The organism is Sphingobium sp. L-44, assembly GCF_056859495.1.
Genome location: NZ_JBSXOQ010000096.1, coordinates 239,035 through 252,801 on the forward strand (window position 1 = coordinate 239,035; position 13,767 = coordinate 252,801).

Below are 13,767 nucleotides of genomic sequence, written 5' to 3' on the forward strand. Positions count from 1 at the left end.
GACAAAAGACTCCCAGCGAAAGCCGGGAGATGGCCGGCAGGCTAAAAATCGGCGGTGAGTGTGACCGCCAGGCCGGAAGCCGGTTTGGCTTGACCGGCGACACGTTCACGCCATTCGATCCCGATGCGTGCGGCGATCGCTGGAAGGGGCAGACGAAACTGGATTTCGGGGCCGATATCCAGTCGTTCGACATCGGGTTGCGCACCACCAGACAGGCTGAGGCCAACGCGCAGAGGGCTGTCCTTGATCGGCGCGAGCAGCGAGAATTTTCCGTCGATGAAAAGATCGCGCTTGTGCAGCCCCACCATGCCGGTCTGTGCATAAAGGCTGGCCTCTATCGGTCCGGCAATGGGTCTGGGGCCAAAACCGCCGACGAGCAGCAGCGCGAAGGCGTCGCGTGCCTGGGTATCGAGCGCGATCCGTCGTTCGGCAGCAAGGCTGACGGCAATATGGCGTACTGGCTGATAGGACAGGCCGATCGAGGTTTCTGGCGCCGCAGGCGACTGGAGGGCCGTCGTGACCCGACCATAAGCGGCAAGGCGGCCCAAGGATCGGGGCATCAGGTCGAAGTCGATCCGCGCGCCGGCCTGCGACCCGCCGAGACGCCCCACAGTGGCGAGGTCTGCCGATGAACCACCGCCGGAGCGCCAGAGCAGCCAGGCGCTGCCTTGCCAGCGATCATGGCCGACGGGCGATATGGTTGATACCGAAATAGCGAGGGGATCCATGGCTTTGGGCCGGGCTGGGGGAGGTCTTTGTCTGGAGGCGCCAGAGGTCAACGACCATGTAGTCGATAGTGGCGCGATGGCATAAGAGGTCCGGACTGGCTTGAAGGGCGAACTCGCACGGATGGGTTGCCACTTATTGCCAGAATATATTGCTGTCTCTGCTCTGCGGATGATCGGGATCATGCGCTCCTGACGAGTGGGGGAGCCGATCCGACTGCCTTTGGCCGGGGCTGGCACTGTCGCTGGTAGCGGTGCTGTCGACGCGATCGTGCCGAACAGGCGCATGCCGGTCCAGCCGATGCACAGCATGAAAAAGAAGCGCACCGGCCGTCCATCGGCCGATGATCCGATCATGCCTGCTCCTCCATGTCGGGGAAGCGATGTTGCGTCTTGTCCCACACCAGCGGCTTGCCCAGCAGTGACTGGACATAGAGGATCACGGCGCGCCGGGCGGCCAGGATGGCGATCGCGTTGCCGACGAACATGCGCGGCACGGCCGCCAGTCCATGTCGCCAGCCATAGGCATGGCCGGCAAAGGTCGCGCGCATCGTGATGCGCCATGCCATGAGCCAGAGATTGAGCGTCAGCAAGCTGTCGATCAGCGGCGTCGATGGGCGAATTTGCGGCGCCAGGAACGGGCGAGCCAGTTCCAACATGCTCCAGAGCAGTAGCGTGGCGTAGGCGGCGACGATGATCAGGGCCGCAAGGGTGGCGCGTCGGTCCCTGATCCGCATCCACCATTCGGCCGGGCCACCCTGCCAGCCCATCCGATCCCATCCGGCAAGAGAAATGCCGATGATCCAGCGTGCCTTCTGGCGGATGGCGGCCGGGGCGCTGTCGGGAAAATATTCGCGGGTCGCGACCAGTCGGCCCTGTGCGTCACGGATGCGCAGGAAGATGCCCCGGCCGCCCATGTCGGCGATCCGCAACCCCGCCTCATAGTCTTCGGTCAATGATCCCGGATCGAATGGCCCCGCACCGGGATGCGGGGCGAGAGCGGCCAATATATTTCTTTCAAAGGCGCAGGCGACGCCAGCAGAGGGAATGGATGCGCCAAGAAATTCCCTCACCGTCAGGGACTTCCCATGGGCTTCCGCAAACTCATCACAATAATGATTGGCGATGGCACGGGAAAACCAGGTGCCGCGACCGGGTAGGGGGAGTACCGGCAATTGCACCAGCGCGAACCGGTCGATCATATGATCGAACAGCCGGATTTCATCGGGATGCACGACGTCTTCGGCATCATGCATGACGACGGCCTTGAACCGGATGCCGCTTCGACCTTCCTCCGCCAGCATGCTGCGCCAGTTGATGTTCAGGCAATCGGCCTTCGTGGTCGGGCCGGGGCGGTCATTCAGGCACAATATGATATGGGGTTGATCGATGGCGGCTGATGCGATCGCGTCGATCGTCGCCGGATCATTGGGATAGGCGCCGACGAATATGCGATAATCGGCATCGCCCCAGCAATGTACGGCATGGCGCAACATTGCGCCGATGACGTCCGCTTCCTGCCAGGCGGGAATGAAGATGGCGATACGGCCGGGCGTCGATGAAGGTGGCAATGTCGCCATCGTCATGCGGAGGCGGCGAGGATGCCGGACCGCCCGCCAGACTCGGCGGATCAGGAACAGAAGGTCGATCGCCAGATCATCCAGCCCGCCCAAGGCGAAGCCGATGACTGCGAACAACAATATCTCATAATGCAGCGCCTGTAGCGCGCCAAAGAGCATGTCCCCCACGATCCCGGATTCCCCCTGTCCCGATCGCCATGCGGCAGGACGAATTTATGTCATGAGAACAGCGGTCTTCCAAGTATTTTGGAGAAAGTCTGTCAACATTGGCCGGCGGATCTGGGTTGGACCTGAGCGGAAATTTCCCTAAGGGGGAAGAATGGCAATACCGGCAAGCACTTATGGAGAAGAGACGTGACCGAACGGCCCGTGTCCGCCCTCAGGAATTTCCTGAAGGGAGAAGCAGGCAGTGGCGTCTTGCTGATGATTTCGGCCGCGATCGCAATGATCATGGCGAATCTTCCTGGTGCTGCCGGCCATGTCTATCATGACATCTTCCATATGGTGACGGGGCCGGTGCTCGCTCCTGCACTCGGTCCCATGACGATCCATTTGTGGGTCAATGACGGACTGATGGCGATCTTCTTTCTGCTCGTCGGGCTGGAGATCAAACGGGAGTTCGTCGATGGCGGACTGTCCACCTGGGAGAGGCGGCGCCTGCCTTTCATCGCGGCGGGGGCGGGCATGATCGCGCCGGCGCTGGTCTATCTGGCCGTTACGGCTGGGGAACCGGCCCTGGCGCGCGGCTGGGCGATCCCGGCGGCCACCGATATTGCCTTTGCGATCGGGGTTCTGGCGCTGCTGGGATCGCGGGCGCCCGCATCGATCAAGCTGTTCCTGACGGCGGTCGCGATCGTCGACGACATGGGCGCGGTGGCGATCATTGCGCTGGCCTATAGCCAGGGGCTGGATATCATGGCTTTGGCCGGCGCCTTTGTCGTCCTGCTGGTCATGTTCGGGATGAACCGTGTCGGTGTGCGGGCCCTGGCGCCTTATCTCATCGGCTTCCTGCTGCTCTGGTATCTGATGCTGCTGTCGGGCGTCCATGCCACGATCGCGGGCGTGCTCGCCGCCATCACCATCCCGGTCAATCGCACGCCGGGTGCGCCGGATGCGGTGGACAGTCCGCTCCATCGCCTGGAACATCTGATCCATCCCTGGAGCGCCTATCTGATCGTACCGCTCTTCGGCTTTGCCAATGCCGGCATCACGCTCAATGGCGAAGCGATCGGCGCTTTGCTCAGCCCCTTGCCGATCGGCGTGGCGCTGGGGCTGCTGCTTGGCAAGCAACTGGGCGTGTTCGGCAGTATCTGGCTGGCGCAGAAGCTGGGCATCGCGGCGCGGCCTTCGGGTGCGACCTGGGTGCAGATTTACGGCATGGCGCTGCTGTGCGGGATCGGTTTCACCATGAGCCTGTTCATTGGCGCGCTCGCCTTTCCGGGGCAGCCATTGCTGGTCGAGGAGGCGAAGATCGGCATCCTTGGCGGATCCTTGCTGTCCGCGCTGTGCGGTTATGCGGTGCTGCGTTTTGCGCCGACGCCGCGATCGGTCGCGCGGGGGGCGGGGTGAGGGGAATCGCGTAGCATTAACCTTCATGCTACTATCGCCTTGCCGTTGCCGCGACTCGCTTCGCGTCAGCGCGCCGACCGCACTTTCGAAAAATACGGGAGGAGGGCGAACCGATGGAGACGGACGTCAACTATCTGCTGCATCGCCAGCAGATGTCGCTGATAAACGCGCAGGCAACGGCATCGCCCGAGGGGCGCGCTGCCTATGAAGGTCTGGCACGCGGTTATATCGATCAGGTCGAAGCCTATCGCAGGCGCAATAAGCAGCAGGAAAGGCTGATCATTCCGGCGCATTGATCCTCCGACCGTTGCGCCATCGCGCTATCGACGGGAAATCAGGCGATCGATCACGTCCTGATGCGGGCCATCGGCACCGCATTCGCGTTCCAGTATCTTCTTGATCTTCTCCAGTTCGGCTTCGGTCAGATGTTCGATGCCGATGAAGTCGTTGCGCGCGGTCTCGATCGAACGGATCAGTTCGTCGAGCTTGGCCTGGATCGCGGCGCCGTCGCGGTTCTGGGCATTCTGGATCAGGAAGACCATCAGGAAGGTGACGATGGTCGTGCCGGTATTGATCACCAGTTGCCAAGTGTCGGAATAGTGGAAGAGCGGACCAGTCACGCCCCAGATCAATACGACGCCGACCGCCAGGATGAAGGCGAGCGGCTGGCCGGTCCAACTGGCGATCCGTGCCGACAGGGCGGAAAATATCCGATCCATGCAAACTCCTTTGGATGTCCTGCGCATTTAGGCTCTGTTCAGCCATCTGCTGTCATGGCCATGCCCATGGCAACCATATCTTTTCGTGCAACGATCGGCGCGCTCGCCGGCTCCCTTCTGCTGGCCTCCTGCGCCAGTGTTTCCCCCGAATCACGCGTGCGCGCCGGGTTGATCGACGCTGGTCTTTCGCCGCGGATGGCGGGTTGCATGGCCGAACGCATGGTCGATCGGCTCAGCCTGGTGCAGTTGCGGCGGCTCCAGTCGATCGCCTCGCTCCACAAGTCGCACATGGGCAAGATGAGCATGGACGAACTCCTCTATAAGGTCCGCGCGCTGGAGGATCCGGAGATTTTCCTGGTGACCAGCAAGGCCGCCATTCACTGCTCCTTCTGACGCCGATTTCACAATAAAGCGGGGTCGGGCTTCGCAAGGGTTTTGCAATTTTGCAAAGTCGTTTTGCGAAATGGCTCTGGCCCTGCTTCTTCGCCTGTGCTTAACCCGCCTCAACAGTTTTCCTGTGAACAAAGGACGGGCTAGCCCATGAACATTCACGAATATCAGGCGAAGGAACTGCTCGCCAAGTATGGCGCGCCGATCGCCGCCGGTCACGCTGCCTTCACCGTCGAGGAAGCCGTCGAGGCCGCCAAGAAGCTGCCCGGACCGCTCTATGTCGTGAAGTCGCAGATCCACGCCGGTGGCCGCGGCAAGGGCAAGTTCAAGGAACTGGCCCCCGAAGCCAAGGGCGGCGTCCGCCTCGCCTTCAACCTGGACGAGGTGAAGGCCCACGCCACCGACATGCTCGGCAACACGCTGGTCACCATCCAGACCGGCGACGCTGGCAAGCAGGTCAACCGTCTGTACATCACCGACGGCGCCGACATTGCCAAGGAATTCTACCTGGCGCTGCTGGTCGATCGCGCCACCAGCCGCATCGCCTTCGTCGTGTCGACCGAAGGCGGCATGGACATTGAAGAGGTCGCCCACTCGACCCCCGAAAAGATCCACAGCTTCTCGGTCGATCCGGCCACCGGCTTCCAGCCGCACCACGGCCGCGCCGTTGCTGCTGCCCTGGGCCTGACCGGCGACCTCGCCAAGCAGGCTTCGAAGGTCGCTTCGTCGCTCTACGCCGCGTTCCTCGATACCGACGCCGAGCAGATCGAAGTCAACCCGCTGGCGCTGACCGAGCAGGGCAACCTCCTCGTCCTCGACGCCAAGGTCGGTTTCGACGGCAACGCCATGTTCCGTCACAAGGACATCGCCGAACTGCGCGACCTGACCGAGGAAGATGCGGCCGAAGTCGAAGCGTCGAAGTACGACCTCGCCTACATCAAGCTGGACGGCAACATCGGCTGCATGGTGAACGGCGCTGGCCTGGCCATGGCGACCATGGACATCATTAAGCTGAATGGCGAATTCCCCGCCAACTTCCTGGACGTAGGTGGCGGCGCCACCACCGAAAAGGTGACCGCGGCGTTCAAGATCATCCTGAAGGACCCGGCCGTTAAGGGCATTCTGGTCAATATCTTCGGCGGCATCATGAAGTGCGACATCATTGCCAATGGCATCGTCGAAGCTGCCAAGGAAGTGAACCTGTCGGTTCCGCTGGTTGTCCGCCTGGAAGGCACCAACGTCCAGCAGGGCAAGGACATTCTGGCCAATTCGGGTCTGCCGATCGTCCCCGCCGACGATCTGGGCGATGCGGCCAAGAAGATCGTGGCAGAAGTGAGGAAGGCGGCCTGAGCCCCCTAATCACCTGAGAAGATACGCCATAGGGCGTGGGTGACCTGGAAACGGGTCGCCCACGTCCGTGTTCGCGTTGGCGGGCGATGGCGTGAAAATGGAGGATGTTGAAATGAAGATCCTTGTGCCCGTGAAGCGGGTTATTGATTACAATGTGAAGCCGCGGGTGAAGGCGGATGGCACGGGCGTGGACCTGGCCAACGTCAAGATGAGCATGAACCCGTTCGACGAGATCGCCGTCGAGGAAGCCATTCGCCTGAAGGAAAAGGGCGCGGCGACCGAGGTCGTGGCGGTATCGATCGGCGTCGCCAAGGCGCAGGAAACGCTGCGCACGGCGTTGGCGATGGGCGCGGACCGCGCCATCCTGATCCAGACCGATGACGAAGTCGAACCGCTGGGCGTCGCCAAGCTGCTCGCCAAGGTTCAGGAAGAGGAAGGCGCTGGCCTGATCATCCTGGGCAAGCAGGCGATCGATGACGACAGCAACCAGACCGGCCAGATGCTCGCTGCGCTGCTGAACCTGCCGCAGGGCACCTTCGCCAGCAAGGTCGAGGTAGAGGGCGACAAGGTCAACGTCACCCGCGAAGTCGATGGCGGCCTGGAGACGGTGAGGCTCAACACCCCGGCGATCATCACCACCGACCTGCGCCTCAACGAGCCGCGCTATGCGTCGCTGCCGAACATCATGAAGGCCAAGTCCAAGCCGCTGGCGACCAAGACTCCGGCGGATTATGGCGTCGACATCGCCGCCCGTCTGGAGACGCTCAAGGTCTCCGAACCGCCCAAGCGCTCGGCCGGCATCAAGGTTGCCGATGTCGATGAACTGGTCGCGAAGCTCAAGGCTCTGGGAGTTGCAGCATGACGAAGACGCTCGTTTGGGTTGAACATGAGGGCGGCGCCGTCAAGGACGCGACCCTTTCCGCCGTGACCGCCGCAGCCAAGCTGGGCGAAGTCCATCTGCTGGTCGCTGGCCAGGGTGTCGACGGCGTTGCCGCCGAAGCCGCCAAGATCGCCGGCGTGGGCAAGGTCCATGTCGCCGACGACGCGGCCTTTGGTCATGCTTTGGCAGAGAATGTCGCGCCGCTGATCGTCGAGCTGATGGGCCATCATGACGCGTTCGTCGCGCCGGCCACCAGCAACGGCAAGAATATCGCGCCGCGCGTCGCCGCTCTGCTGGACGTGATGCAGATCAGCGACATCCTGTCGGTCGAGAGCGAGGACACGTTCACGCGCCCGATCTATGCCGGCAACGCGATCGCCACGGTCAAGTCGAAGGACGCCAAGAAGGTCATCACCGTTCGCGGCACCGCTTTTGAAAAGGCGGCCAAGGAAGGCGGCAATGGCGCGGTGGAAGCCGTGGCCTCGACCGGCGACAAGGGGATTTCGTCCTTCGTCGGCGCCGAGATCGCCAAGCTGGAACGCCCCGAGCTGACCAGCGCCAAGATCATCGTGTCGGGTGGCCGCGCGCTGAAGGACGGTCCGACCTTCGAGGAATATATCATGCCGCTGGCCGACAAGCTCGGCGCGGCCGTCGGTGCCTCGCGCGCTGCGGTCGACGCGGGCTATGTCCCCAACGACTATCAGGTCGGCCAGACCGGCAAGATCGTCGCGCCGGAAGTCTATATCGCCGTCGGCATTTCCGGTGCGATCCAGCATCTGGCCGGCATGAAGGACAGCAAGACCATCGTCGCCATCAACAAGGACGAGGATGCGCCGATCTTCCAGGTGGCCGACATCGGCCTGGTCGGTGATCTGTTCAAGGTGGTGCCGGAACTGACCGGCAAGCTGTAAGCCGAATTGGCTTGAGTAGGAAAGGGCGTGGGGAGTGATCCCCATGCCCTTTTTTGATTGCTTGTTTGCCGCATTTCCCTGGTCGTCAGATGTGACCATCTGACTTGGAAATGCTTATTCGCAGTTGATGTCGCTCTTGTCGATGGCCCGGCCGGCAAGCGCGCCGCCGGCGCCGCCCAGGATGGTGCCGAGCGTCTTGGAGCCGCCGGGAGCGATGACATTGCCGAGCACGCCGCCGGCAAGGGCGCCGACGATGGTGCCGGTGGTGCCGTCATCGCGCTTGCAATAATAGCGGCCGTCGCGGTCGCGGTAGATCTGGTCATTGTCGCCGAGATGGCGGCGCGGCGGGCGGCGATCCCGGTCGCGGTCACGGCCGCCGGGCGGGCGATTGTAGCCGCCGGGGCGGTCATAGCCATAGCCGCCGCCATAATTGTCCGAGGCGCAGGCGCCGAGCGGGAGCATGGCAAGGGCGGCAAGCGCCATTATGGGGGTACGCACGGGATAGTCTCCTCTTCTTTTCCCTGTCGGGAGGAGAACCCGCAAGCGGCGCGAAGGTTGCGCCAAGATACTGATCAGAAACGCGAAACCGCCCGCCGCTGCCATCGAGAGGGGAGTGCGGCAGCGAGCGGACGGCATCAACGGCGCGTCGAGGAGGCGCGTCGCCGAGAGGATGGGCGTCAGTGCGCCAGGGGCGAGGCGCCGCTGGCCGTGGCTGGGGTGACGACCGGGGCCGGGCTGTCCTGGATGCGCTGGTCCTCCAGCTTCGCCTTGGCGTCGTTGTAACGGGCGACGAGGTCGTCCTTGAACTCGGTGAGCTTGCCGTCGTCATAGAGCTTCTTGCCGACATAGCCGGCGATGGCGCCGAAAATCAGGGTGCGGATCATGGGGAACTCCTTGGTTGCCAGTCGGGGAAAAGAACCGGCGTCGGCGGCAAGGGTTCCGAGCATGATTGCGTCCGCGACGGGCCTTGCTAGTCTTGCGACGGACGGTGGCGGGGGCCGCCGTGACAAGGGGGTGGCAATGTCGGCATTCGATCTGGTGTTCGCGGTGTTCGGGCTGCTGCTGGGGCTGGCGATCGCCGAGGTGCTGGGCGGCTTTGCCCGTGCGCTCAAGCTCAAGCGGACCGCCAAGCCGGTGCGGATCGGCTGGCTGACGCCGCTGCTGGGGCTGTTCGTGCTGCTGGACCTGACCAGCTTCTGGGGCAGCGCCTATATCATGCGGGACCAGATGGATGCGAGCTATCTGACGCTGGTCGTGGTGCTGGCGATCGTCGGCGTCTATCATCTCGCCGCGTCGCTGATCTTTCCCGACGAGCCGGAACAATGGCCCGATTTCGACGACTGGTATGACCGGCAGAAGCGGATGGTGATCGGCGGGCTGCTGCTGGCCAATGTCGCGGTCACGATCGGCCAGGGTGTGCTGGAGGAGGTGAGGCCGGTAGCCGATGCCCCCGCCGGACCGCTCGCCCCCTATGCCGCGCCGATCCTGCTGGGCGGGCTGGTGGGGCTGCTGACCCTGCTGGTCGCGCTGCTGCGGGTGCGGAGCCGGCGCGCGAACATGGCGATGCTGATCGCGGCGAACCTGATCCTGCTGGGCGCCAGTATTGCCGAGGATTATATCTGAGCGGGATCGGGCGCCACCGCGCGGCGGCGCCCGGCCTGATTGGCCGATTATTCGGCGTGGGCGATGTTCACCGCGGCCATCTTGCCGCGCTTGTCCTGCTCCAGGTCATAGGTGACGCGGTCCTTCTCGCGCAGGGTGGCGAGGCCGGCGCGCTCGACCGCGCTGATGTGGACGAACGCATCCTGGCCGCCGGTGTCGGGCTCGATGAAGCCATAGCCCTTGTCGGCGTTGAAGAACTTCACGGTTCCGGTGATGCTGCTCATGATATTTCCTTCTTTCATGCGGCGGACCCATGGCGGGCACGCCGGGTCGCTAGAGGGGCAGGGAAAGAGGGAGATAGGTGCCGCAAAGCGCCGAAGACCGTCGATTTGCGACTATAGCAGCGCCCTTGTACGGCATTGCGGGCGTCCTGGCAAATCACTGGCCGTTTCGGCGGGGGCTGCCGCCGCGTCCTCCTCTTCCTCCTCGTCTTCCTCATCCTCGTTCAGAAGCTCGTAACCGGCCGCTTCCAGGACGGCGATTTCCTCGTCGCTGCCCGGCGCGAAGCCGAAACGGGCGTCGCGGGCGCGGGTGGCGGCTTCCTCATAGGGGCGGGCCTGCGCCTCCAGCTCCGCGGCATAGGCGGCCTCCTCGGCTTGTGTCAGAGCGCGGTCATAATCGTCGATATCGTAATAATCCCCGCTCTGGTCGCCGGTGAAGTCGGGCGGGGCGGGGTAATCGGTGCGCAATTGCTCGCGATCCTCATCCCACCAGACGCCGCGCAAACGGGTCGCGGCCTCCTCCGGCGGCAGGTCGGCGCGGTGGATATGGCGGCGAAGTTCACACCGTTCATTCCGGTCGGAAAAGGGCGAGATTCCGGGCTGCACGGGCGCGCGCTTGGCACCGGGCTGGAGCGCCAGCCGAGCGGCGATGAAGAGCGCGACCGAGGCGGCGGGGGCGAGGGCGGTTGCCGCCTCCGGTGCGACGGGTTCGGGTGTCTCGGGCTGGTCGCCGTTGAGCAGGCGGGCGTCGGCCATCTGGCGGGCCATATGTTCCATTCCCGTGCGCGGCAGGCCGATCAGTTCGGATTCCTTGTCGGCCTCTTCGGCCGGGCAGATCAGGTCGAGATAGGCGGTGAAATCCTGCGCCACGACGCGGGCGAGCGCGGCGTCCGACCCTTCGGGCGGGCTGTCGGCCATGCGATCGAGCCGCGCGAGCATCGACATGGCGAGGCGATTGTCATGGCGGTGGCGGCGGACCTCGCAATTGTCGGGATCCTTGCGGATCACCTCCTCGCTGCCCATGATCGCGCGCGACAGGAGATCGTCGGCCAGGCGGGCGCGGGCGATCAGGATCGCGGCGTCCCAGCCCAGGCGAAAGGCCGCGCCGTCATGGCGGATGCGCAATGTATAGGCCGAGCGCGCGGTGATGCGCACCCCTTCGCAGGCGAGCATGATGACGCCGGTGGCGGCGAGTATCTCCAGGAAACGCCGCTGGCGCGCCGGGCTCCAGCCATCGACCCGCCGCTGCGGATCGGGCGTGGGGATGGTGTCCGGCAGGGGCGGCGTGATCGGCGGAAATGCGCAGGACATGGCAAGGCCCTTTCAGGGAAAGAGGACGCGTTGCCGGAAGGGTAGGCAGAAAGGCGGGGTGTAGGACAGCGGAATAGGAATTGGCCACCAGTGCGCCCATAGGGGCCTGCAAAGCGCGCCTTTCTGCGTTCCGGTGCTCACGTACTTTGAGTACGCTGCGTCGAACCGAGACCCGTGTCTCGGTTCGAGGTACTCGAAAAACGCCCTTTTGCCCTGCGGTCGTCTTCGACCCCGGCTCCGTCTGGAGGCACTGGAGACCAATTCCTGCGCAGCGGTTGCTACGGCGATCAGGGATATTGCTGGCGGGTATGCTTCACGTTCAGGATTTCGATCGCTTCGGCACCGACGCGATAAACGAGGATATAGTTGGGCGTGACGATCGCTTCGCGCGTGTCGGGAACACGCCCGGTGCGGTGCAGTTGGGGATGATAGACCAATTGTTCCGCGACATGGGCGAACAGGTCGGTCAGGCGCAGCGCGGCCGTCGGATTGCGATCAGAAATATAGTCGATGATAGTGCGCACGTCCTCCCGCGCTCGTTCGCGCCAGATGACGTGTGGCATCAGCCTTGCCGGGCCTTCTTGGCGTCGATGATCGCGCGCAGTTCGGCCATTACCTGATCATGTGGCACGCCCGGCCGGGGATCGGCCAGGCTCGCCTCAACCTCCGCCTTGAACCAAGCGTCATAGGCGGCGGCCTCCTCGGTCGTCGCAAATTCGGACTCGATGGGCGTGAGCTTCGTCATGGGGCGATCATAGCGAAGGCGCGGCTTGATGGCCATATGGCGCCGGGGATAGGGGCTGAGATAGGTCCATAATGGACCGGGTTCGGAGGAATGGGCAGGCCGCGCGGTCGCTGTCGATCCCGCCATTTGTGGCGGACGGCCGATCGTGGCCGGAACACGGGTACGGATGAGCGACATATTGGAGGTGCTGGCCAGCGGGGCGGGCGTGGACGCGATTGTCGCGGATTGCCTTTATCTCAGCGCGGATGATGTGCGCACGATTTGATGAGGGCGCAACTCATGTCGAGTTGCGCCCATCTGCGTTACGCAGATTTAGAGACGTACATTTTTAGCAAAATTGCGCTCATACTGTTTATCGTCTGTGCCAAATCTTCATTTTGTGCTCTGAGCTTGGCTATTTCTTCGAGGATGTGAGCGTCAAACTGCAGGGTGTGAACTTGCGTCGCATTCGCAATATCTGGGCGATGGTCGCCCGATGCGGCGGTGGCGAGTGCCTTGCTTACCCAGGCATTGATCTTCATGCCACTGCGCTTGGCAGCCTCTCTAGACACGTCAACTGTTTCGCTAGGCAAGCCTTTTATAGTCCAATCCTTGGACCCAATGCCTTCATTCGAACTTTTTGCGGCAGGTTGCCGATTTGAGCGTGAACGCTTTGGGCGAGTCACCTCCAGTGACTGCAGGTTAGACATCGTGCTTTCTCCCGGTTTTAAAAAGGTGCAAGATAGGGTGACTCCGGCAACCTATCTGGGGTGTTTAATGTTCCATACTCCGATAATTCGCATATGCACAAGCGCATAAAATGGTTGGTATCGGGTTAATGTACCCCTGATATGGTTCTTTGATCCGTATTTTGTACCCTTGAAAGGTGCCTTTTTATCTCCTATTTTAACCGGGTCGGAATAGGGGCACTGCATGAGCGCGGATCACGATCATGGTTATTGGATGGCGGAAGTGGACAGGGCGGTTCGTGAAATTCGAGCCTGTTTGAGTTTTTTGGCGCAATCGGGCAAACTCACGCATCCCCTGATGAGTATCAGTACTCTCATGGACCGGATTGAATTTTGCGTCTGCATTGAAGAGGGTGAATCTGCGTTCGTGCTCGATGAGGAAGAGAGCCGAGTTTCTTTTCGTTGCTCTGTCCTCAAGAAAATTCACGAGGAAATGCTGTGCCTAGGTTCTGAGATCGACTTGTTGGATGATGAACCAATTCGAGCCAGTCAGATTGCCATCAACTTATTTGTTGTTCATGAATTGCTTCATATCAGGCAAAATTTTCCGCATTTTGCCACTGTCCAAGATATAAAGGCGGGCCTTGAAGGGATCGGGTTGCCGCTTCTGGATGTCGCAGCTGACACAATCTCTGCGTGGGTGTGTGCTCATGTTGAAGTTCATCGTAATAGCGATGAATTTTCTGAGGACGACATACTCCACAATTTTGCAAATTTTCTCATTCTTGCCTACGTCGTGGGCGCATTCGTTTATGATGGGCGATCAGTCGGCAAACGGCAGAGGCTTCTGGGTTTGCTGCTGTCAGCAATGCTTGTTCAAGCTAAAAACGAAGGCAAGCTGGACACCTCGAAGAACCGTCTGATTTCGGCATGATGGCGGCTTGAAGGCTCAAGAGGGAAGTATGAGCCTTGGTTTCGGGGTCTGATCTGCTGATTTTCGTCGGTGCGGCGCCTTCACAGGCCGTCTTTGGCGTCA

General features: G+C 62.2%; 19 protein-coding genes and 1 pseudogene. 9 read left to right on the plus strand and 11 right to left on the minus strand.

Translation table 11 applies throughout. The features are described from left to right. Nucleotides 1-41: 41 nt before the first annotated feature. Complete coding sequence (locus AC13EK_RS15030) at nt 42-1,082, minus strand: hypothetical protein (RefSeq protein ID WP_234792508.1); 1,041 nt, start codon at nt 1,080-1,082, stop codon at nt 42-44. Beyond that, nucleotides 1,079-2,464: a glycosyl transferase family protein gene (locus tag AC13EK_RS15035; RefSeq protein WP_069338699.1), complete on the minus strand. Its 1,386-nt coding sequence runs from the start codon at nt 2,462-2,464 to the stop codon at nt 1,079-1,081. The genes AC13EK_RS15030 and AC13EK_RS15035 overlap by 4 nt, the downstream gene beginning before the upstream one ends. 195 nt (nt 2,465-2,659) lie before the next feature. On the opposite strand from AC13EK_RS15035, the gene nhaA reads away from it, so the two are divergent. Continuing rightward, nucleotides 2,660-3,874, plus strand: a complete 1,215-nt coding sequence (nhaA, locus tag AC13EK_RS15040) for a Na+/H+ antiporter NhaA (protein WP_069338698.1) — start codon at nt 2,660-2,662, stop codon at nt 3,872-3,874. A 113-nt stretch (nt 3,875-3,987) separates the two neighbouring features. Beyond that, entirely contained in the window at nt 3,988-4,170 is a 183-nt protein-coding gene (locus AC13EK_RS15045) for a hypothetical protein (protein WP_069338697.1), read from the plus strand. A 24-nt stretch (nt 4,171-4,194) separates the two neighbouring features. On the opposite strand, the gene AC13EK_RS15050 is transcribed toward AC13EK_RS15045, so the two are convergent. Both AC13EK_RS15050 and AC13EK_RS15055 read right to left on the minus strand, forming a co-directional pair. Then, on the minus strand, nt 4,195-4,593 hold the full coding sequence (locus tag AC13EK_RS15050) for a low affinity iron permease family protein (RefSeq protein WP_017502013.1): 399 nt from the start codon (nt 4,591-4,593) through the stop codon (nt 4,195-4,197). Between the two features lie 38 nt (nt 4,594-4,631). After that, nucleotides 4,632-4,802 (minus strand): hypothetical protein, encoded by a 171-nt coding sequence (locus AC13EK_RS15055; RefSeq protein ID WP_277788383.1) that lies wholly within the window; start codon nt 4,800-4,802, stop codon nt 4,632-4,634. Between AC13EK_RS15055 and AC13EK_RS15060 the strand changes: the two genes are divergently transcribed. The 4 genes from AC13EK_RS15060 (at nt 4,750) to AC13EK_RS15075 (ending at nt 8,124) form a co-directional block, all read left to right on the plus strand. Next, nucleotides 4,750-4,986, plus strand: coding sequence for a hypothetical protein (locus AC13EK_RS15060; protein WP_235682112.1), 237 nt, complete (start codon nt 4,750-4,752; stop codon nt 4,984-4,986). The genes AC13EK_RS15055 and AC13EK_RS15060 overlap by 53 nt on opposite strands. Nucleotides 4,987-5,133: 147 nt before the next feature. Next, on the plus strand, nt 5,134-6,333 hold the full coding sequence (gene sucC / locus AC13EK_RS15065) for an ADP-forming succinate--CoA ligase subunit beta (protein ID WP_007706459.1): 1,200 nt from the start codon (nt 5,134-5,136) through the stop codon (nt 6,331-6,333). Nucleotides 6,334-6,445: 112 nt separating this feature from the next. Further along, a complete protein-coding gene (locus AC13EK_RS15070) occupies nt 6,446-7,195 on the plus strand; it encodes an electron transfer flavoprotein subunit beta/FixA family protein (protein WP_277788380.1) in 750 nt (249 codons plus the stop codon). Continuing rightward, complete coding sequence (locus tag AC13EK_RS15075; RefSeq protein WP_037512249.1) at nt 7,192-8,124, plus strand: electron transfer flavoprotein subunit alpha/FixB family protein; 933 nt, start codon at nt 7,192-7,194, stop codon at nt 8,122-8,124. The genes AC13EK_RS15070 and AC13EK_RS15075 overlap by 4 nt, the downstream gene beginning before the upstream one ends. A gap of 114 nt (nt 8,125-8,238) precedes the next feature. On the opposite strand, the gene AC13EK_RS15080 is transcribed toward AC13EK_RS15075, so the two are convergent. Next, nucleotides 8,239-8,622, minus strand: coding sequence for a glycine zipper 2TM domain-containing protein (locus AC13EK_RS15080; protein WP_234792507.1), 384 nt, complete (start codon nt 8,620-8,622; stop codon nt 8,239-8,241). Nucleotides 8,623-8,801: 179 nt separating this feature from the next. Then, complete coding sequence (locus AC13EK_RS15085) at nt 8,802-9,008, minus strand: hypothetical protein (RefSeq protein ID WP_010336653.1); 207 nt, start codon at nt 9,006-9,008, stop codon at nt 8,802-8,804. A gap of 136 nt (nt 9,009-9,144) precedes the next feature. On the opposite strand from AC13EK_RS15085, the gene AC13EK_RS15090 reads away from it, so the two are divergent. Continuing rightward, the gene (locus tag AC13EK_RS15090) at nt 9,145-9,747 is read left to right on the plus strand and encodes a hypothetical protein (protein WP_037491660.1); all 603 of its coding nucleotides are present in this window, start codon (nt 9,145-9,147) and stop codon (nt 9,745-9,747) included. 47 nt (nt 9,748-9,794) lie between these two features. Here AC13EK_RS15090 and AC13EK_RS15095 read toward each other — a convergent pair whose 3' ends face one another. From AC13EK_RS15095 to relB, 4 genes are all read right to left on the minus strand, one after another. Beyond that, nucleotides 9,795-10,010 (minus strand): cold-shock protein, encoded by a 216-nt coding sequence (locus tag AC13EK_RS15095; protein ID WP_004207726.1) that lies wholly within the window; start codon nt 10,008-10,010, stop codon nt 9,795-9,797. 111 nt (nt 10,011-10,121) lie between these two features. After that, on the minus strand, nt 10,122-11,318 hold the full coding sequence (locus AC13EK_RS15100) for a hypothetical protein (protein WP_069338694.1): 1,197 nt from the start codon (nt 11,316-11,318) through the stop codon (nt 10,122-10,124). A gap of 287 nt (nt 11,319-11,605) precedes the next feature. Beyond that, complete coding sequence (locus AC13EK_RS15105; RefSeq protein ID WP_069338693.1) at nt 11,606-11,881, minus strand: type II toxin-antitoxin system RelE/ParE family toxin; 276 nt, start codon at nt 11,879-11,881, stop codon at nt 11,606-11,608. Beyond that, complete coding sequence (gene relB / locus AC13EK_RS15110; protein WP_048939062.1) at nt 11,881-12,063, minus strand: type II toxin-antitoxin system RelB family antitoxin; 183 nt, start codon at nt 12,061-12,063, stop codon at nt 11,881-11,883. Before relB ends, AC13EK_RS15105 begins: the two co-directional genes overlap by 1 nt. A gap of 121 nt (nt 12,064-12,184) precedes the next feature. On the opposite strand from relB, the pseudogene AC13EK_RS15115 reads away from it, so the two are divergent. Further along, nucleotides 12,185-12,328: pseudogene (locus AC13EK_RS15115) on the plus strand (DUF433 domain-containing protein); the annotation flags it as partial. Nucleotides 12,329-12,365: 37 nt separating this feature from the next. Here the strand turns inward: AC13EK_RS15115 and AC13EK_RS15120 are convergent. Then, nucleotides 12,366-12,752 (minus strand): hypothetical protein, encoded by a 387-nt coding sequence (locus tag AC13EK_RS15120; RefSeq protein WP_483022262.1) that lies wholly within the window; start codon nt 12,750-12,752, stop codon nt 12,366-12,368. Nucleotides 12,753-12,975: 223 nt separating this feature from the next. Here AC13EK_RS15120 and AC13EK_RS15125 point away from each other — a divergent pair, with 223 nt between their 5' ends. Next, the gene (locus AC13EK_RS15125) at nt 12,976-13,665 is read left to right on the plus strand and encodes a hypothetical protein (protein WP_483022263.1); all 690 of its coding nucleotides are present in this window, start codon (nt 12,976-12,978) and stop codon (nt 13,663-13,665) included. Nucleotides 13,666-13,767 lie beyond the last annotated feature (102 nt).